15 protein-coding genes and 1 pseudogene are annotated in these 18,080 nt (G+C 71.3%); 5 read left to right on the top strand and 11 right to left on the bottom strand.

The genetic code is table 11. The features are described 5' to 3' along the window. Positions 1 to 42: 42 nt before the first annotated feature. The gene (locus tag DPQ23_RS04570) at positions 43 to 912 is read right to left on the bottom strand and encodes a 50S ribosomal protein L11 methyltransferase (RefSeq protein WP_112873501.1); all 870 of its coding nucleotides are present in this window, start codon (positions 910 to 912) and stop codon (positions 43 to 45) included. Next, positions 912 to 1,580, bottom strand: coding sequence for a peptide-methionine (S)-S-oxide reductase MsrA (msrA, locus tag DPQ23_RS04565; RefSeq protein ID WP_112873500.1), 669 nt, complete (start codon positions 1,578 to 1,580; stop codon positions 912 to 914). The genes DPQ23_RS04570 and msrA overlap by 1 nt, the downstream gene beginning before the upstream one ends. Positions 1,581 to 1,706: 126 nt before the next feature. Here msrA and DPQ23_RS04560 point away from each other — a divergent pair, with 126 nt between their 5' ends. Next, the gene (locus tag DPQ23_RS04560; RefSeq protein WP_112873581.1) at positions 1,707 to 2,447 is read left to right on the top strand and encodes a glucose 1-dehydrogenase; all 741 of its coding nucleotides are present in this window, start codon (positions 1,707 to 1,709) and stop codon (positions 2,445 to 2,447) included. Positions 2,448 to 2,450: 3 nt separating this feature from the next. Then, on the top strand, positions 2,451 to 3,491 hold the full coding sequence (locus tag DPQ23_RS04555; RefSeq protein WP_112873499.1) for a P1 family peptidase: 1,041 nt from the start codon (positions 2,451 to 2,453) through the stop codon (positions 3,489 to 3,491). Here DPQ23_RS04555 and DPQ23_RS04550 read toward each other — a convergent pair. After that, entirely contained in the window at positions 3,482 to 4,144 is a 663-nt protein-coding gene (locus DPQ23_RS04550) for a DUF1236 domain-containing protein (protein WP_112873498.1), read from the bottom strand. The genes DPQ23_RS04555 and DPQ23_RS04550 overlap by 10 nt on opposite strands. A 164-nt stretch (positions 4,145 to 4,308) precedes the next feature. Between DPQ23_RS04550 and DPQ23_RS04545 the strand changes: the two genes are divergently transcribed. Beyond that, the gene (locus DPQ23_RS04545; RefSeq protein WP_112873497.1) at positions 4,309 to 5,787 is read left to right on the top strand and encodes an NAD-dependent succinate-semialdehyde dehydrogenase; all 1,479 of its coding nucleotides are present in this window, start codon (positions 4,309 to 4,311) and stop codon (positions 5,785 to 5,787) included. Between the two features lie 43 nt (positions 5,788 to 5,830). Here DPQ23_RS04545 and DPQ23_RS04540 read toward each other — a convergent pair whose 3' ends face one another. Together DPQ23_RS04540 and DPQ23_RS04535 are read right to left on the bottom strand one after the other, a co-directional pair. Next, positions 5,831 to 7,723: a M10 family metallopeptidase gene (locus DPQ23_RS04540; RefSeq protein ID WP_112873496.1), complete on the bottom strand. Its 1,893-nt coding sequence runs from the start codon at positions 7,721 to 7,723 to the stop codon at positions 5,831 to 5,833. 86 nt (positions 7,724 to 7,809) lie between these two features. Further along, entirely contained in the window at positions 7,810 to 8,970 is a 1,161-nt protein-coding gene (locus DPQ23_RS04535; RefSeq protein WP_112873495.1) for a thiolase family protein, read from the bottom strand. Between the two features lie 83 nt (positions 8,971 to 9,053). Here DPQ23_RS04535 and DPQ23_RS04530 point away from each other — a divergent pair, with 83 nt between their 5' ends. Continuing rightward, entirely contained in the window at positions 9,054 to 9,425 is a 372-nt protein-coding gene (locus DPQ23_RS04530; RefSeq protein WP_112873494.1) for an STAS domain-containing protein, read from the top strand. Next, positions 9,422 to 10,039 carry an ATP-binding protein gene (locus DPQ23_RS04525; RefSeq protein WP_112873493.1) on the top strand — a complete coding sequence of 206 codons (618 nt, stop codon included), beginning with the start codon at positions 9,422 to 9,424 and terminating at the stop codon, positions 10,037 to 10,039. Before DPQ23_RS04530 ends, DPQ23_RS04525 begins: the two co-directional genes overlap by 4 nt. Before the next feature lie 65 nt (positions 10,040 to 10,104). Here DPQ23_RS04525 and uvrC read toward each other — a convergent pair whose 3' ends face one another. From uvrC to petB, 6 genes and pseudogenes are all read right to left on the bottom strand, one after another. Then, the gene (gene uvrC / locus DPQ23_RS04520) at positions 10,105 to 12,015 is read right to left on the bottom strand and encodes an excinuclease ABC subunit UvrC (protein ID WP_112873580.1); all 1,911 of its coding nucleotides are present in this window, start codon (positions 12,013 to 12,015) and stop codon (positions 10,105 to 10,107) included. 305 nt (positions 12,016 to 12,320) lie between these two features. Next, entirely contained in the window at positions 12,321 to 13,100 is a 780-nt protein-coding gene (locus DPQ23_RS04515; RefSeq protein ID WP_112873492.1) for an SDR family oxidoreductase, read from the bottom strand. Between the two features lie 112 nt (positions 13,101 to 13,212). Further along, positions 13,213 to 14,019, bottom strand: a complete 807-nt coding sequence (locus DPQ23_RS04510) for a S49 family peptidase (RefSeq protein WP_112873579.1) — start codon at positions 14,017 to 14,019, stop codon at positions 13,213 to 13,215. Positions 14,020 to 14,092: 73 nt separating this feature from the next. After that, positions 14,093 to 14,980 (bottom strand): PfkB family carbohydrate kinase, encoded by an 888-nt coding sequence (locus tag DPQ23_RS04505; protein ID WP_112873491.1) that lies wholly within the window; start codon positions 14,978 to 14,980, stop codon positions 14,093 to 14,095. Between the two features lie 79 nt (positions 14,981 to 15,059). Continuing rightward, a pseudogene (locus tag DPQ23_RS16105) lies at positions 15,060 to 15,791 on the bottom strand (cytochrome c1); the annotation flags it as partial. A gap of 966 nt (positions 15,792 to 16,757) precedes the next feature. Further along, a complete protein-coding gene (gene petB / locus DPQ23_RS04495; protein WP_112873490.1) occupies positions 16,758 to 18,080 on the bottom strand; it encodes a cytochrome b in 1,323 nt (440 codons plus the stop codon).

Genomic DNA, 18,080 nt, shown 5'->3' with positions numbered 1-18,080 from the left:
CGCGCGCCTGCCCGCCGCAGGGTGGCGCGCCCGCCCTGCGCCTCAGCCCTTGCGGACGACCAGCGTGGTCCAGTCGCCCAGATCCTCGCGGCGCTCGACCGGCGCGCCGGCGGCGGCATAGGCGTCGGCCACCGGCTCGGCCTGGGTGGTCAGGATGCCCGACAGAATCGCCCGCCCGCCCGGTTCAAGGTTGGCGGCCATCTGCGGGGCAAGGTCGATCAGCGGCTGCTTGAGGATGTTGGCGAAGATCAGCCCGTAAGGCGCGGCATCGGCCAGCAGGGGATGGGCAAAGCCTTCTGACACGACGCATTCCACCCGGCCCGCCAGCCCGTTGGCAATGACATTGGCGGCGGCCGTCTCGACCGCCTGCGGGTCGATGTCGCCCGCCAGCACCACGCCGGGCAGCACCCGCGCCGCCGCCATGGCCAGAACCGCAGTGCCGCAGCCGATGTCCGCCACGCGCCCCGACAGCGCCTCGGCCGTGACCAGGCGGTCCAGCGCCAGCAGGCAGCCGCGGGTGGTGTCGTGGTGGCCGGTGCCAAAGGCCATCGCGGCCTCGATGCACAGGGCCTGCGCGCCGGGCGGCACCCGGTCCGCGTCATGCGCGCCGTGAACGAAGAACCGCCCCGCGACAACGGGGGTCAGCTCGCGCCGCACATGCGCCACCCAGTCCACGTCCGGCAGCTCGGACACCGCAAAGGGGCGCGCGCCGTGGGCTGCGGCCAGCAGCGACAGCGCGATCTGGTCGGGGGGGTCCGTGAAATAGGCCCCGACCTCCCACAGGCCCGAGCCGTCCTCGATCTCGAAGACGCCGGTGCCGGACGGCTCGGGGGCCAGCCCCTCGCAAGACAGCGCCAGCGCCTCGGCGGCGTCGCGGCCTGCGGCGGTGGTCAGCGCCGTCCAGGTGGCCATCAGGCCGCGCCGCCGACCACGGTCGATCCGCCGCCCGCCGACGAGGGCGACGGCTCGGGGTTGCCGTCGCCGGCGCCGACCGCGGCCTCGTGCAGGGCGGCGGCCTGCGACGCCTGCACGCCGGTCCCGCGCAGCCCGCAATAGCCGTGCGGCACCTTGTGCAGATACTGCTGGTGATCCTCTTCGCGCGCGCGCCAGAACCGGGTCAGCGGCGCGATCTGGGTGGTGATGGCCGGAAAGCCTGCGACCGCCAGGCGGTTGTCGTAATCGACGCGGCTCGCCTCGGCGGCGGCAAGCTGGCTGTCGTTGGTCGTGAAGATGACCGAGCGGTACTGGTCGCCCACGTCGTTGCCCTGCCGGTTGCCCTGCGTGGGGTCGTGGTTTTCCCAGAAGATCTTCAGGATCTGCTCGACGCTGATGCGGCTGGGGTCGAAGACGACGCGCACCACCTCGGCATGGCCTGTGCGGCCCCCGCAGACCTGCTTGTAGCTGGGGTCGTCCACGCTGCCGCCCGCAAAGCCGACCTCGGTCAGCCAGACGCCGTCCTGCTGCCAGAACAGCCGCTCGACGCCCCAATAGCAGCCCATGCCCAGAACGATCTCCTCGAACCCGTGGGGGGCGGGCGCGCCCATGGGACGGCCGAATATCGCGTGATTGGGGGCTGTCATGGCGGGCTCCTGTTCCTGGTGGGCCACAGTTAGGGGCGAGGGCGCGATTGCACAACGCCTTGCGCCCTCGCCCGGTTCTGCCAAGCTGCGCCGGGGCGGAAATTCAGGCGGGCGGAGGGGATGGCGATGCGGCTCAGCGGCAAGACGGCGATCGTGACGGGCGGCGGGTCGGGATTCGGCGCCGGCATTGCCCGCAAGTTCGGCGCCGAGGGGGCGCAGGTGATGGTCGCCGACATCAACCCGGATGCTGCGGCCGCGCTGGTGTCCGAGGTGGGCGGGCTGGCGCAGGCGGTGGATGTATCGGATGCCGACAGCGTGGCCGAAATGGCCGCCGTGGCGCTGGAGGCCTGGGGCCGCGTGGACATCCTGGTCAACAACGCCGGCATCACCCACCTGCCCGCCTGCCTGCACGACGTCGACGAGGAAACGTTCGACCGCCTGTTCGCCGTCAACTGCAAGTCGGTCTACCTGACCGCGCGCGCGCTGATTCCCGCGATGGCGGCGGCGCGGCACGGGTCGATCATCAACATCGCGTCCAGCGCCGCCCTGTCGCCGCGCCCGCGGCTCAGCTGGTACAACGCGTCCAAGGGCTGGATGGTCGCGGCGTCCCGGTCGATGGCGATCGAACTGGCGCCCATCGGGGTGCGGGTCAACGCGCTGTGCCCGGTGGCGGGGGACACGCCGATGCTGTCGTCCTTCATGGGCGAGGACACCCCCGAGATGCGCGCCAAGTTCCTGGCCACGATCCCGATGGGCCGCTTCTCGACGCCCGAGGACCTGGGCAACGCGGCCTGCTTTCTCGCCTCGGACGAGGCGGCCATGATCACCGGCGCGGTGCTGACCGTGGACGGCGGCCGCTGCATCTAGCCGATGCGCCCCGGTCGGCTGAACCTCATCACCGATGTCGCCGGCCTGCGGGTCGGCCATGCCGGGGACGGCGCCCTGAAATCCGGCGTGACGGTGCTGACCGCCGAGGCGCCGTTTGCGGCCGGGGTCCATGTGATGGGCGGGGCGCCGGGGACGCGGGACACCGACCTGCTGGCCCCCGACAAGCTGGTGCAGGCGGTCGATGCGCTGGTGCTGGCGGGCGGGTCGGCCTTTGGCCTGGGGGCCTGCGACGGGGTGATGGCGGGCCTGCGCGCGGCGGGGCGCGGCTTTGCGGTGGGACCGGCGCGGGTGCCCATCGTCCCCGGCGCGATCCTGTTCGACCTGCTGAACGGCGGCGACAAGGACTGGGCCGACTCGCCCTATCCCGCGCTGGGGCGGCGGGCGTTCGAGGCGGCCGGCGTCCGCTTTGCCCTGGGCAGCGCGGGCGCGGGGACCGGCGCGCTGACGGCGCAGTGGAAAGGCGGGCTCGGGTCGGCCTCGGCGATCCTGTCGGACGGGACCACCGTGGGCGCGCTGGTCGCGGTCAATGCGCTGGGGTCGGTCAGCGCGCCCTCGGGCCAGTTCTGGGCCGCGCCCTGGGAGCTGGGGTCCGAGTTCGGGGGCCTGGGCCTGAATGGCCCGTTCCGCGCGGACGACGAGCCCGCCGCGCAAAAACGGCTGGGCGAGGCCACGACCATCGCCATCGTCGCGACGGATGCGACGCTGGACAAGGCGGGGCTGACCCGGATGGCGACGGCGGCGCATGACGGGTTGGCGCGCGCGATCGTGCCCTCGCACAGCCCCCACGACGGCGACCTGGTCTTTGCCGTCTCGACGGCGGCGCGGCCTGTGGCGGACGCCTTTGCCCTGTCGCACGCCGCCGCCTGCGTGCTGGCGCGGGCGGTGGCGCGCGCGGTGTTCAGCGCCACCCCGGCGCCGGGCGACCTGCAACCCTGCTGGTCGAACGACCAGGGGCGGGACCCTGCGGCCCCGCCCCCTCGTCCTGCGCGGGCAGAGGGATCACCCGGCGACGATCAGCGATAGATATAGACGATGCGGCGGTCTGCCGGATTGACCAGAACGGGCTGGCCGTTGACCACGACGTACTTGTAGTCGGGCTGCTCGGGAATGTCGTACAGCGTCACCGTCTCGGGGATGCCCGCGCCGACCACGACCTCGCCGTCCAGGACCACCGGGGTCTGGGGGTTCGCGGTGATGTAGGTGCGCACCTCGGGGGCCGGCTCGACGTTCGCGGCGGTGCCGCCCATCGCGGCGCCCACGACCGCGCCCACAGGACCGGCGATCAGCGCGCCGACCGCGGCACCCGCTGCCCCGCCCACCGCGGTGTCGGCCGCCTGGCGGGCGTCACTGACCGCCGGCGCCTCGACCACGGTGACGCCGATGGCCTGGCGGTTGGGATACAGCGGCTCGATCTTGTCGCCGACCTTGGTGGTCAGGTAATCGCCATAGGCCCAGCCGGTCTGGTCCTTGTAGGTGACCTGGCACCAGTTGGCCTGCTCGATGCAGCCGGTCACCGATACCTCGTCGCCGTTGGCGATGACGCCCACGACCTCGGCCGTCGAATTGGGCCCCGAGCGAAGGTTCAGGTCGGTGCCGGCCGTGGCCATCGTCTGGGCCGCGGCCGCGCCGGCAAGAGTGGCCGAGGCAAGAAGGGTGGTCAGGAAAAAGCTGCGCATCTGATCGTTCCTTGAAATCGACCGCCTTGCAGCGGCCCACGGGACGACAACCGTCCGCGGGCGGATCGGTTCGTTCACAACCGCGTTGCCGCAGGCGGCCGCTGGACAAGCCCGGCATCGCAGGGTCAGGATACGGGCCAGCAACCGCATCCGCCGAGGTTCCCATGACCGCCCATTCGACCGACCTGCGCACCCTGCTGCGCGACCCCTCGCTGCTGGAAACGCGCGCCTTCGTGGCAGGCGAGTGGGTGGACGCCGACGACGGCGCGACATTCCCGGTCAGGAACCCCGCGCGCGGCGATGTCATCGCCGAGGTCGCCGACCTGTCGCGCGCCGAGGTGCGGCGCGCCATCGAGGCCGCGGCGGGCGCGATGAAGGCCTGGGCCGCCCGCACCGCCAAGGAGCGCGCGCAGGTCATGCGCCGCTGGTTCGACCTGATGATCGAGAACCAGGACGACCTCGCGCGCATCCTGACCGCCGAGATGGGCAAGCCCCTGCCCGAGGCCAAGGGCGAGATCGCCTATGGCGCCAGCTTCATCGAGTGGTTCGGCGAGGAGGCCAAGCGCGTCTATGGTGAGACGATCCCCGGCCACATGCCCGACAAGCGCCTGACCGTGCTGCGCCAGCCGATCGGGGTCGTGGCCTCGATCACGCCGTGGAATTTCCCGAACGCCATGATCACCCGCAAATGCGGCCCGGCGCTGGCAGTGGGCTGCGGCTTTGTCGCGCGCCCCGCCGCGGAAACCCCGTTGTCGGCGCTGGCGCTGGCGGTGCTGGGCGAACGCGCGGGGCTGCCCAAGGGGATCCTGTCGGTCGTGACCTCCAGCCGGTCCTCGGACATCGGGAAAGAGTTCTGCGAGAACCCCGCGATCCGCAAGCTGACCTTCACCGGCTCGACCGAGGTGGGCCGCATCCTGCTGCGGCAGGCCGCCGAGCAGGTGCTGAAATGCTCGATGGAGCTGGGTGGCAACGCCCCCTTCATCGTTTTCGACGACGCCGACCTGGATGCGGCGGTCGCGGGCGCGATGGCGTCCAAGTTCCGCAACAACGGCCAGACTTGCGTCTGCGCCAACCGCATCTATGTGCAGGCGGGCGTCTATGACGACTTCGCGCGCAGACTGGCGGCGGCGGTGGACACGCTGACCGTGGGCGACGGGTTGACCGAGGGCGTGACCACCGGCCCCCTCATCAACGAGGCCGCGCTTGAAAAGGTCGAGGAACATATCGCCGATGTGCTGGCGAACGGCGGCCGGATCGTGACCGGCGGCAAGCGGCACGAACTGGGCGGGTCGTTCTTTCAGCCGACGGTGGTGACGGGCGTTCCCGCCGATGCCAAGGTCGCGACCGAGGAAACCTTCGGCCCCCTCGCGCCCCTGTTCCGCTTCGAGACCGAGGACGAGGTGGTCGCGAAGGCGAACGACACGATCTTCGGCCTTGCCGCCTATTTCTATGCCCGCGACGTGGGCCGCATCACCCGCGTGCAGGAGGGGCTGGAATACGGCATCGTCGGCGTGAACACCGGCATCATCTCGACCGAGGTCGCGCCCTTTGGCGGCGTCAAGCAGTCGGGCCTGGGCCGCGAAGGGTCGCGCCACGGGATCGACGACTATCTGGAGCTGAAGTACGTCTGCCTGTCGGTGTGACCGGCTGCGGCGCGCGCGGCCCGGTGCCTGACCGGGCGCGGGGTCAGGCCACGATCAGGTCGTCCTGCAGCAGGGCGACGGTCGTGCCGTCGATCAGCAGCCTTGTCCCGAACACCGTCAGGCTGACGCCCGAGACGGTGTCCAGCGCCGTGGCCAGAACGTCGGCCGCGGTCGCGCGGCCGGTCACGATCCGCAGCATGTCCAGATCATCCTGCCAGTCGGTGACGCGACCGCTGCTGCCGGGGCGGAACTGGAACACATCCGCCCCGCCGCCGCCCGACAGCACGTCCCACCCGCCGCCGCCGTCGATCACATTGGCCCCGGCGTTGCCGGCGATGCGGTTGGACAACCCGTTCCCCGTGACACGCGCCGCGGCGCTGCCGGTCAGCGTCACGTGTTCCACATGCGCGCCCAGCGTGACATCCCCGGGACTGAGGATGCGGTCGATCCCGCCGCCCGCCCGTTCCACGACGATGTCGCCCGCGGTGATGGCGAACACGTCGTTTCCCGGCCCGCCCGTCAGCCGGTCGATTCCCGCGCCGCCGGTCAGCGTGTCGGCCCCCAGCCCGCCCATCAGGCTGTCGGCCCCGCGGTTGCCCGCGATCCTGTTTGCGGCAGCGTTGCCCCAGACCACATCCGCCCCCGCGCCGCAGGACAGGTTCTCGATCACCGTGCCCCGCGCGATCGACAGGTTGCCGGTCAGGCCATAACAGCTGGACACTGTGCCGCCGGTCAGGTTGATGCGCTGTCCCCGACTGTCGTTGGCCAGGTTCAGCAGATCGACGCCGCCCTGGTCCTGGATCGTCATCGTGATGTCCGCGCCGGCGGCCATCAGGCGCGTGGCGGTGCCCATCGCGCCGCCGACGGTGCTGCCGGACCCCCATGTGGTGTTGCCCCCGAACAGCGCGCGCGGCGTGCCGTACAGGTCCTGAATGGCCAGAATGTCCGCGATCATCGGGGTCGCGGCAAAGGCGCGGGACGCATCGACGAAGGTGTTGTCCAGCTGGTCGAAATACGACATCACCGTCGCCTGCCAGCTGTCGTTGGGATAAAGTGCGTCGGTCGCATAGTCGCCGCTGCCGTTGTACAGCCCCGCATGGCCCAGGCCCAGGGCATGGCCGATCTCGTGGATATAGGTGTGGTATTCATAGCTGGCGTGGCCCGTGCCCGGGCTGCCGAACCAATAGGCCGGGATGCGGACCAGCGCCTGCGTGACGATGGCCCCGTTCAGGGCGGTGACGGTGCTGTAGGCGCCCTGGCCGTCGTCCACCTCGTCGAACACGATGTTGGCATCGGCGCGGGTCACGGGTTTGAACTGCAGCCCCGACACCTGCGCCCAGCTCGACAGCGCCGACAGCGCCAGGTCGCGCGCCACCGGCCGCAGCGCGGTCAGGTTCACCGTCAGCGTGTCGGCCGTCTGCGCGTCGAAGTGGTGCCGGGCCCACCCGCTGTCCTGCCAGTAGCCGTCGGTCAGGTACCGTGCGACATGGTCCATCGACCAGGGCTGTCCGGGCGACGGAAGGCGGTCCAGCCGCAGCGCATAGTCACCCTGCGATCCGCCGTAGCCGCCCGCGTCGATGTAATACGTCCCGCTTGTCGCCGCGGTCCAGGTCACGACCGAGTTGTCCCATGCGCCCGTGTCGTCGTTCGCGGCCAGCAACGCGCCCCCGGGCCCACGCACGGCGACGACCGTGTCGCGCATCGCGCCCGGCCCGTTCCCGGTCATCGTGACGCGATAGGTGTGCCCGGCGGCCAGCGTGATCGCCACCCAGTCGTGATCGTGGCTGCCCAGGATGGCGCCGCCGAAGACCTGGCCCGGCGCCATCCGCGCCGTGGTCGCGCGGCTTGCGGCGGCGTCCCCCTGTTCCAGGGTGGTGGGCCGCAGGTCGGTGGCCGATAGCGGCGGGACGCCGGTCGGGATCAGGGGTTGGGGCATGGCGGCTCCGTCAGCCAGGGCGGCGGGTCGCCTGGACCCGGTCCCCGTTGCTTAGCACCGCACCCGTTACGATTCGGTTAGCGCCCTCACAGCCGTTCGATGGCGATGGCCGTGCCTTCCCCGCCGCCGATGCAGATCGCGGCGATGCCGCGGGTCTTGCCGCGCCGCGCCAGTTCGTTCAGCAGCGTCACGACGATCCGCGCGCCCGAGGCGCCGATGGGGTGGCCCAGCGCGCAGGCGCCGCCATTGACGTTCACCCGGTCGGCATCAAGGCCCATCTTCTGCATGAAGGCCATGGGCACCACGGCGAAGGCCTCGTTGACCTCCCACAGGTCCACGTCCGAGCGGTCCCATCCCAGCTTGTCCAGCAGCTTTTCGGCTGCGGGAACGGGGGCGGTCGGGAAATCCGCAGGGGCCTGCGCGTGGCCCGCGTGGCCCACGATGCGCGCCAGCGCCCCTTCGGCCCGGTCCGACAGCACCAGCGCCGCCGCCCCGTCGGAAATCGACGACGAGTTCGCCGCCGTCACCGTCCCGTCCTTGCGAAACGCGGGCTTCAGCGACGGGATCTTGTCGGGACGGGCGTTGCCGGGCTGCTCGTCGGTGTCCACCACCATCTCGCCCCCCCGTCCGCGGACCGTGACCGGCACCACCTCGGACGCGAATCGCCCCTCGTCGATGGCGGCCTTGGCGCGGGTCAGCGACCGCAGCGCATAGGCGTCCTGCGCCTCGCGGGTGAACTGGAACTGCGCGGCGCAATCCTCGGCAAAGGTGCCCATCAGGCGGCCCTTGTCATAGGCGTCCTCCAGCCCGTCAAGGAACATGCTGTCCTTGACCTCGGCATGGCCCAGCCGCGCCCCGCCCCGCATCTTGGGCAAAAGATAAGGGGCGTTGGTCATGCTTTCCATGCCCCCGGCGACGATGGTGCGGGCCGACCCCGCCCGGATCGAATCGGCCGCCGACATCAGCGCCTGCATGCCCGAACCGCACATCTTGTTCAGCGTGACCGCCGGCACCGACTGCGGCAGCCCCGCGCCCAGCGCCGCCTGACGGGCCGGCGCCTGGCCTTGGCCCGCGGGCAGCACGCAGCCCATCAGCACCTCGTCCACGGCCTCGCCGGCGACACCCGCGCGTTGCAGCGCGCCCGCGATCGCCGCCGCCCCCAGTTCGGGGGCGGTCAGGCCGGACAGCGCGCCCTGCATGCCGCCCATCGGCGTGCGGACGGCGGCGTGGATATAGACTTCGGCCATGATCGCTCCTGTCGCGGTAACGGGATGGTAAGGGTTTCGGCGTAGGCATGGGCCAAGCAAGGATTCGCCGCAAGGGGGCCGCAATGCCGCTGATGACCGAGGAACTGGCCGACGGGGTCAGGGTTCGCGTCCTGGAAAACCGCCTGGACGCCGCGCTGGCGATCCGGTTCAAGGACCGGCTGCGCGAGATCGCGGCCCGCAACGGCCCGGTGATCCTGCTCGATCTGTCCCGCGTCGACTTCATGGACAGTTCGGGCCTGGGCGCGATCCTGGCGATCCGGCGCACCCTGCCGCCGGACCGCCGGATCGAGCTGACCGGGCTGACGGCCAATGTCGAACGCGTCCTGCGGCTGACCCGCATGGACATGGTGTTCGTCATCCATCCGCCGATCGGCCCCGACAGCGACGTTCCCGTCCCCGCCGCCGCCGGATCGCCGCAGGAGCGTGCGCCATGATCGACCAGGACCACAGCGCGGGACCCACCCCCGCATCCGGGGCACCGCCCGCTTACGACCTGTGGCGGCGCGTCGCCGGCGCCGGCCATCGCCGCGACGGCGCGGATCGCGCCCTGCCGGCACAGACACGGGGCTGGCCGATGTTTCACCGCGTGCTGCCGGCAGACCCCGGCGCGATCCAGGCGACCCTGCTGGAATTGCAGGACCGCTTCGGCCCCGACGTGGACGGGGACGCGCTGGCGCGCGTCGAACTGGTGCTGGCCGAGGTGATGAACAACGTGGCCCAGCATGGCACCGGGCACGGCAAGGGCCCGCATCCGGGGACGCCGGCACGGGCGCTGACCATCCACCTGTCGGTGACCGCGCATGAAGGCGGGCTGGCCTGTGCCGTCACCGACGATGGCCCGCCGCTGCCGCCTTCCTGCCTGTCGGCGCCCGAGTTCGCACGCTCGCCAGAACGGGCGGCGCTGGCGGCCGGCGGCTTCGGCTGGATCATCATCCGCGACCTGACCCAGTCGCTGTTCTATTTCCGCGAGGCGCAGCGCAATGTCCTGTGCTTCAACATTCCCGGCCAGTTGCACCTGAGCCCCCGCTCGCAGTCCGACGTGGCCTGAGGCGCCGGGCCCGGCGGCCCGCCCGCGCAAAAGGCAGCGCACGCGGGCCTGAGCCCGGCCCCGGCCTAGCCCTTGGCCTGGAAGTGGTCGTGGATCGTGCGGGCCAGCGTGGCCGAGATCCCCTCGACCGCCTGCAGGTCGGCCAGACCCGCGCGGCCGACCGCCTTGGCGCTGCCGAAATGCGCCAGCAAGGCCCGCTTGCGCGAGGCGCCCACGCCCGCGATCTCGTCCAGCGGATTGGCCATCACCTGCCGGGTGCGCCGGGCCCGGTGGGTCCCGATGGCCCAGCGGTGCGCCTCGTCCCGCAGGCGCTGGATGAAATACAGCACCGGATCGTTCATCGGCAGCGCCATCGGCCGCTTGCCGGGGCGATGGAACTCCTCTTTCCCGTGATCGCGGTCGACCCCCTTGGCGACGCCGATCACGGGAATGTCCTCGACCCCCAGCTCGGCCAGGATGCCCGACACGGCCGAGACCTGTCCCGCGCCCCCGTCGATCAGCAGCAGGTCCGGCCAAGCCTCGGACTGCCGGTCGGGGTCCTCCTTCAGCAGGCGCGCGAAACGGCGGGTCAGCACCTCGCGCATCATGCCGAAATCGTCCCCGGGCGTGATCTCGGTCCCCTTGATGTTGAACTTGCGGTACTGGCTTTTCATCCAGCCGTCGGGGCCGGACACGACCATGCCGCCGACCGGGGCCGTGCCCTGCATGTGGCTGTTGTCATAGACCTCGATCCGCCGCGGGGCCGCGGGCAGGTCGAATGCCTCGGCCAGCCCCTCCAGCAGGCGGCGCTGGGTGGCGCTTTCCGCCAACCGGCGGGCCAGGCTTTCGCGCGCATTGCGGGCGGCGTTCGCGACCAGATCGGCCTTTTCGCCCCGCTGCGGCACGCCGACCGCGACGCGCCGCCCGGCGCGGGTCCGCAGCACCTCGGCCATCAGGTCCGCGTCCTCGACGCCGTGGCTCAGCAGCACCAGCCGCGGCGGCACCTTGTCGTCGTAGAACTGGGCGACGAACGCCTGCATGATCTCGGCCGGGTTCTCGGCGCCGCCGGTCTTGGGATAGAAGTCGCGGTTGCCCCAGCTCTGGTTGCCGCGGATGAAGAAGACCTGCACGCAGGCCTGTCCGCCGTCGAGGTGCAGGGCAATCACGTCGGCCTCGGCCACGCCGCGCGGGTTGATCGCCTGCACCGACTGCACCGCGGTCAGCGCCTTGATCCGGTCGCGCAGGGCGCCCGCGCGCTCGTATTCCATCGCCTCGGCGGCGGCGGCCATCTCGGCCGCCAGATGGGCCTGCACGGCCGTGGACTTGCCCTGCAGGAAGCGCTCGGCATCGCTGACCAGGGCACGGTACGCCTCCTGCTCGATCCGGCCCACGCAGGGGGCGCTGCACCGCTTGATCTGGTGCAGCAGGCAGGGCCGGGTGCGCGAGGCGAAGGTCGCGTCGGTGCAGGACCGCAGCAGGAACACCCGCTGCAGCTGGTTCAGCGTGCGGTTCACCGCGCCCGCGCTGGCAAAGGGCCCGTAATAGTCCCCCTTTTCCGACTTTGCCCCGCGGTGCTTCTTGATCTGGGCAAAGGGATGGGACTTGGCGACCAGGATGTTGGGGAACGACTTGTCGTCGCGCAGCAGCACGTTGTAGCGCGGCTTGAGCTGCTTGATCAGGTTCTGCTCCAGCAGCAGCGCCTCGGTTTCCGTGCGCGTGGTCAGGAACATCATGCTGGCGGTTTCGCGGATCATCCGCGCGATCCGCCCCGAATGCCCCGAGGGCCGGGCATAGTTCGACACCCGCGCCTTGAGGTTGCGGGCCTTGCCGACATACAGCACCGCCCCCTGCGCATCGAGCATCCGATAGACGCCGGGGCTGGAATCGAGCCTGCGGACGTAATCCTGGATCAGCGCATGGCCGGTCAGCGCCGGCCGCTCGGGGGTGTCGTCGCGGCCGCCGGACACAGGGTCGGACGGCGAATGCGGGGGGGGCATGCGGGTCATGGCGTCAAGAAAGTGATTCCTTGGCCCGCCCGCAAGTGCGCTGCTGGCACAAGCGGAAACCTGTCCACGGAATCTGTGGATAAAGCTGTGGACCTGCTGTTGCCTCAGCGGTCCCACAGCAGCAAAGACTGGCCCTCATCCGGTCTGCACATTTATTAGGCATATTTCCACGCCGCTGTTTTTGTTCATTATTTTTACGATGCTGCGGAAGGTGCTGGAATCACGACACCTTTCCTGACAGTCGCGTGACGGTCCCGGGAAACGTGGACAAGCTGCCGCAGCGGCAGACCGGCGGGTCAGTCCAGGCCCAGCACGTCCGGGGTGCGCCAGCCCAGATGCTGGCCGCCATCGACGCAGATCAGCTGCCCCGTGACCGACCGGGCGTCGAGCAGATACAGCAGTGCCGCGGTCACGTCCTGCGGGTCGGCGCCGCGTTGCAGGATGGTCGCGGCGCGCTGGCGGGCAAAATGCGATTCGGTCTGGCGCGCGGCCCGCAGGGTGGGACCGGGGCCGATGGCGTTCACGCGGATGCGCGGGGCCAGCGCCTGCGCGGCGGTGCGGGTCAGCGACCACAGCGCCGCCTTGGCCAGCGAATAGGTCATGAACTCGGGCGTGGGCTTCAGCACGCGCTGGTCGACCATGTTGACGACCAGCCCCCGCGCCTCGGGCTCGGCCCCGCCGACGGGGTCGGGCACCTGCGCGGCGAACTGCTGCATCAGCACGAAGGGCGCGCGCAGGTTCGACCCCATGTTGCGGTCCCATCCCGCGCGCGTCGCCCCAGGCAGGGTGTCATGGTCAAAGGTCGAGGCGTTGTTGACCAGCACCCCCAGCGGGCCCAGCCGCGCCGTGACGGCGGGCACCAGCGCCTGCGTGGCGTCCTCGTCCAGCAGGTCGGCCCGGAACGTCTCGGCGCGCACGCCCAGCGCGCGGGCCTCGGCGGCGGTCGCCTCGGCATCAGTGGCCGAGCGGTCGTAGTGGATCGCGACGTCGTGGCCGCGCCCCGCCAGGGCCAGCGCCATGGCCCGGCCCAGCCGCCGCGCCGCGCCTGTGACCAGCGCCGCGCCCTCAGCGGCCACGGGTCAGCCCCAGCAGGCGCGCCACGATGCGGCGGAACCCCGGCCCCGCCGCCAGCGCGATCGCCACCATGATCAGCAGGAACAGGATCACCGTCTTGACCATCGCGCGCCCCTATCCCTGCGGCGTAACGCGGGCAAAGGCCGCGCGTTCGCTGGCCGCGTCCACCCAGTCGTCCGCCGAGATGCCGAACCGGCGCAGAAAGGGCACCCGCTGGCCATAGGGGACCAGCCGCACCCTGTCGCCGAACAGCTGGCGCATCGTGGGGTCGAGATGGCCGATCCCGTCGGCGAGGCCCAGTTCCACGGCCTCGCGCCCGACCCAGATCTCTCCGCTGAACAGGTCGCGGTCGGCCGCCAGCCGGTCGCCGCGCCGGGCCGTGACCTGCGCCTTGAAGGCGGCGTGGATCGGCTCCAGCAGGCGGTGCAGGCGGGCCACGTCCTCGGGCGTCTCGGGGCGAAACGGATCCAGCCAGGACTTTGACCGTCCGGCGGTGTGGACGCGGCGCTCGATGCCGTGGCGGGCGATCAGATCGGCGAACCCGAAGCCTGCCGAGATCACGCCGATCGAACCCAGCACCGACGACTCGTCGGCCCAGATCCGGTCGGCCGCCGTCGCCAGCCAATAGCCGCCCGAGGCGGCCACATCCTCGACAAAGGCGTGGACGGGCACGCCGTGACGCTCGGACAGGCGGCGGATGCGGGCAGCGATCAGCGCCGACTGGACGGGCGAGCCGCCGGGCGAGTTGATGGCCAGCGCCACCGCCACCGGCCGCCCGCGCCGGAACGCCCGGTCCAGCAGGGTGGCAAGGCCCGCGTCCGACAGGCCCGCCGCGCCGTGGCGGGCGGGAAGGCCGATCGCGCCCTGCAGGCGGATGACAGAGACGGTCGGGCGCCGGCGGCTGAGGAACGGGATGCGCATCTGGGGCAGATAGGCGCGCAGCCGGCCGCAGGCAAGCGTCACGCGCATCAAGGCCCCGGGGTGCCTGGTCGAGTCAGGTCCGGGGCTGGGGTCTGGCGGACAGGAATGCCGCGACCTCGGCCCGGTCGGGCATGGCGTCGCCGGCGCCCGCGCGCGTCACCTGGATCGCGGCGGCGGCGGCGGCCTCGCGCAGCGCCTGCGGCACGGCAAGGCCCGCATCCAGCGCCGCGGCGAACCATCCCGCAAAGCAGTCCCCCGCCCCGGTCGTGTCCACCGCCTGCACCGCAAAGGCGGGCTGGCGCGTCACGCGGCCAGTGCCCAGGTCCCGGTATTCGGCCCCGCGCGCGCCGCGCGTGACCAGCATCGCCGGAACCGGCGGCGCGGTTCCCAGCGCCTGTTCCAGCGCCGCGGCCTCGGGCTCGTTCAGGGCCAGGATCGAGACATGGGGCATGACGTCGCGCAGGGCCGCCACATCGAAGGGGGCGGCGCTGCAGATCACGCGCGCGCCCGCGGCCCGGGCCTGCCCGGCGGCCTCGGCCTGCAGGCTGGTCTCGTTCTGGATCAGCAGCGTGTCGGCGGGACCGATGCCCGCCAACGCCGTTTCGACCGCGTGGCGCGACAGCGCGCGGTTCGCACCGGGATGCACGACGATCGCGTTCTCGGCCGCGTCGTCCACTAGGATCAGCGCGTGGCCGGTGGCGTGGTCCGCCAGCCGGGCGACGTTGGCGCAGTCGATCCCCGCCCGGATCATGCGCGCGATCACCCAGTCGTCGCCCGTGCCCATGGCACCCACATGATGGACCTGCGCCCCCGCGCGGGCCGCGGCCACGGACTGGTTCGCCCCCTTGCCCCCCAGCCCCAGCGACAGGCCGGTGGCCGTGACCGTCTCGCCCGGCGCGGGCAGGCGGGTCAGGCGATAGACATGGTCGATGTTGATCGACCCCAGGTTCCAGATCGCCATGGCCGTTCCCCTGCCGTCCGTGCCCCTGACATGCGAACGCGCCCCGCAGGGCGCGTTCGGCTGGCCTTTCGTGATGCGGTCACATGCCGTCGCCGGGCACGTCCGGGCGATGCTTGACGCGCCACCACAGCCGCTTGTTGGTCAGGTACAGCAGCGCCCACAGCACGATCAGGAACAGCACGGACACCAGCCCGGCCTGCTTGCGATCCATCATCTTCGGCTCTGCCGCCCACATCAGGAACGCCGAGACGTCCATGGCGGCGCTGTGCAGGTCGGCGGGCGAGCCGTCCTCGAACGTGACCTGATCGTCCGCCAGCGGCGGCGGCATCGAGATCCAGCCGCCGGGGAAGGCGGTGTTCGCATACAGCGTCGTGCCGGCCTCTTCCTTTTCCTCGCCGGTATAGCCGTTCAGCAGCGACACGATATATTCCGGCCCGCCGATGCCGTTGAACAGCTGGCTGAGGCCGGTGCCGTAGGGTCCGTGGAACCCGGCACGCGCCTTGGCCATCAGCGACAGGTCCGGCCCCATGCCCTCGCCGGTGACGGTGGGGAAATGGTCGGTCGGAACGCGGGGGCGGTCCTCGCCGGTCTCGGCGTCGGTGATCGACATCTGCGCGGCATAGGCGCGGACCTGATCCTCGGGCAACTGCGGCCCGCCCTCGTCGGCCAGGGTGCGCAGCGCCACCTGCTTCATGCCATGGCAGCCGGCGCAGACCTCGGTATAGACCTGCAGGCCGCGCTGAAGCTGGAACTGGTCGAACCGGCCGAACGGCCCTTCAAAGCTGAAGGCCACGTCCTCGATGTGCTGCTCGTGCGTGACGCCGGGGGTCTCGGTGTGCGCCTCGGGCTGCGCGGGACCGCCGCCCTCGCTGGCCGTGTCGGTCTGCGCGGTGTCCTCGCCCGGCTCGGGCTCGGCATCGGGGACAACCTGGGCCTCGGGCGCGGATTCGGCGGCCGGGCCCGCCTCGACCGCGGGGGCGGCGGCCGGGTCGACCCCGGCATCCGCCGCGGGCGAGGCGTTGGCCTCGGCCGGAGGCGCGGCACCCTCGGCAGCAGCCGCGTCGGCCGCAGCCGCGTCAGCCGGTGCGGCATCGGCGGTCGCAGGTTCGCCCTCGCCCGACGCGGGCGCCAGGCTCTGGGTCGGCTCCTCGACGGGCGCGGCCTCGGCGTCGGGCGCGGGCGCGCCCACCTCGGTCGGGGCCGCAGCGTCCACCGGCGCGACATCGGCCGAAGGCGCGACATCGGCCGCAGGCGTGGCGGCAGCGTCCGCCATGCCCTCGGTCGCGCCGTCGGTCGCCGCGGCGGCCTCGGCCGGAGCTGCCGTGTCCACGGGCGCGGCATCGGCGGACGGCGTGGCGGCAGCGTCCGCCGCACCGTCGGTCGCGCCCCCTGTCGCCGCGGCGGGCAGGCCCTCCTGGGGGGCGGCCGGCGGCTCGCCCGGGGTGCCGGTGGGTTGCGGCGTGACCGGGTCGACGCCCGTTGCGGCCGTTCCGGTTTCAGCGGCGGTCGCCGCCTCGGCCAGGGACGACGCGGGCGCCGGTGTCTCGGCCGTGGCGACGGTGTCCGCCGCGGCCGGGCCGGCAGTCGAGTCGATCGTGGTCGTGCCGTCGGGGTTCCGCGTCACCGTGGTGCCCGGCGCAGTCGGCGCGGGCGCCGCGGTGCCGGGTTCGTTCATCGGCACGGTGATCGTGCGCGTCTGGGCATGCGCCGCCATCCCGAAGGACAGGGCCGCGACCGCCGTGAGCGTAACGTTTCTCAGGGACATTCGCGCCTCTCCTTATTCGGCCGGGTGTTTGGCAAGCCCGTAGTGGGCGTTGAAGTCTTCCTCGATCGTCGCGGGCATCGGCTCGGGACGCTCGATCACACCCAGCAGCGGCATGATGATCAGGAAATAGGCGAACCAGTAGGCGGAGCCGGCCAGCGCGATATAGGGATAGATCCCCTCGGCCGGTTGCGCGCCCACCCAGGTCAGCACGACGAAGTTGATGGCCAGCAGCCAGAACCACCATTTGAACTGCGGGCGATAGCGGCCCGACCGGACCCGGCTGGTGTCCAGCCACGGGACCAGCGCCATCACGATGATCGCGCCGAACATCGCCAGCACGCCGAAGAACTTGGCGTCGATGATGCCGAAGGACAGCCAGTCCACCGCCATCACGACCCACACGTCCGCGGTGAAGGCCCGCAGGATCGCGTAGAACGGCAGGAAGTACCATTCCGGCACGATGTGGGCGGGCGTGACCAGCGGGTTCGCCTCGATGTAGTTGTCGGGGTGGCCCAGATAGTTCGGCATGAAGCCGACGACGGCGAAGAACAGGACCAGGATCAGCGCCAGCGCGACCAGGTCCTTGATGACGAAGTAGGGCCAGAACGGCAGGGTGTCGCGGTCGGCCTCCTCCCGCGAGGTGCGGCGCACCTCGATGCCGGTCGGGTTGTTGTTGCCGGTGGTGTGGAACGCCCAGAAGTGGACGATCACCAGCGCCGCGATCACGAACGGCAGCAGGTAGTGCAGCGAGAAGAAGCGGTTCAGCGTGGCGTTGTCCACGGCCGGGCCGCCCAGCAGCCATTCCTGGATCGGCGCGCCGATGCCGGGGATGGCCCCGAACAGGCCGGTGATGACCGTGGCGCCCCAGAACGACATCTGCCCCCAGGGCAGCACATAGCCCATGAACGCCGTCGCCATCATCGCGACATAGATCAGCATCCCGATGATGTAGGTGATCTCGCGCGGCGGCTTGTAGCTGCCGTAATACAGGTTGCGGAAGATGTGCAGATAGACCGCAAAGAAGAACAGCGACGCGCCGTTGGCGTGCAGATAGCGCAGCATGTGCCCGCCGTTCACGTCGCGCATGATGTGCTCGACCGACCGGAACGCCAGGTCCACGTGCGGGGTATAGTGCATCGCCAGCACGATGCCGGTGACGATCTGCAGCACCAGGCAGAAGGTCAGGACGATGCCCCAGATCCACATCCAGTTCAGGTTGCGGGGCGTGGGCAGGGTGACGAAATCGACGATCAGCTCGACGATCGGCAGGCGGCGGTGGATCCACCGCTCGGCCTGGGTCTTGGGTTCATAGTGGTCCGTGGGAATGCCGGCCAT

Origin of the sequence: Paracoccus endophyticus, assembly GCF_003286075.1 — a bacterium.
Lineage (GTDB): Bacteria > Pseudomonadota > Alphaproteobacteria > Rhodobacterales > Rhodobacteraceae > Paracoccus > Paracoccus endophyticus.
Note: the sequence above shows the minus strand (reverse complement) of the source record. Positions and strands in the feature narration are given on the sequence as shown.

Excerpts from the sequence above, each read along its gene's own strand:
- DPQ23_RS04570 (WP_112873501.1), bottom strand. The coding sequence starts at position 912 with ATGGCCACCTGGACGGCGCTGACCACCGCCGCAGGCCGCGACGCCGCC.
- msrA (WP_112873500.1), bottom strand. The coding sequence starts at position 1,580 with ATGACAGCCCCCAATCACGCGATATTCGGCCGTCCCATGGGCGCGCCC.
- DPQ23_RS04560 (WP_112873581.1), top strand. The coding sequence starts at position 1,707 with ATGCGGCTCAGCGGCAAGACGGCGATCGTGACGGGCGGCGGGTCGGGA.
- DPQ23_RS04555 (WP_112873499.1), top strand. The coding sequence starts at position 2,451 with ATGCGCCCCGGTCGGCTGAACCTCATCACCGATGTCGCCGGCCTGCGG.
- DPQ23_RS04550 (WP_112873498.1), bottom strand. The coding sequence starts at position 4,144 with ATGCGCAGCTTTTTCCTGACCACCCTTCTTGCCTCGGCCACTCTTGCC.
- DPQ23_RS04545 (WP_112873497.1), top strand. The coding sequence starts at position 4,309 with ATGACCGCCCATTCGACCGACCTGCGCACCCTGCTGCGCGACCCCTCG.
- DPQ23_RS04540 (WP_112873496.1), bottom strand. The coding sequence starts at position 7,723 with ATGCCCCAACCCCTGATCCCGACCGGCGTCCCGCCGCTATCGGCCACC.
- DPQ23_RS04535 (WP_112873495.1), bottom strand. The coding sequence starts at position 8,970 with ATGGCCGAAGTCTATATCCACGCCGCCGTCCGCACGCCGATGGGCGGC.
- DPQ23_RS04530 (WP_112873494.1), top strand. The coding sequence starts at position 9,054 with ATGCCGCTGATGACCGAGGAACTGGCCGACGGGGTCAGGGTTCGCGTC.
- DPQ23_RS04525 (WP_112873493.1), top strand. The coding sequence starts at position 9,422 with ATGATCGACCAGGACCACAGCGCGGGACCCACCCCCGCATCCGGGGCA.
- uvrC (WP_112873580.1), bottom strand. The coding sequence starts at position 12,015 with ATGCCCCCCCCGCATTCGCCGTCCGACCCTGTGTCCGGCGGCCGCGAC.
- DPQ23_RS04510 (WP_112873579.1), bottom strand. The coding sequence starts at position 14,019 with ATGCGCATCCCGTTCCTCAGCCGCCGGCGCCCGACCGTCTCTGTCATC.
- DPQ23_RS04505 (WP_112873491.1), bottom strand. The coding sequence starts at position 14,980 with ATGGCGATCTGGAACCTGGGGTCGATCAACATCGACCATGTCTATCGC.
- petB (WP_112873490.1), bottom strand. The coding sequence starts at position 18,080 with ATGGCCGGCATTCCCACGGACCACTATGAACCCAAGACCCAGGCCGAG.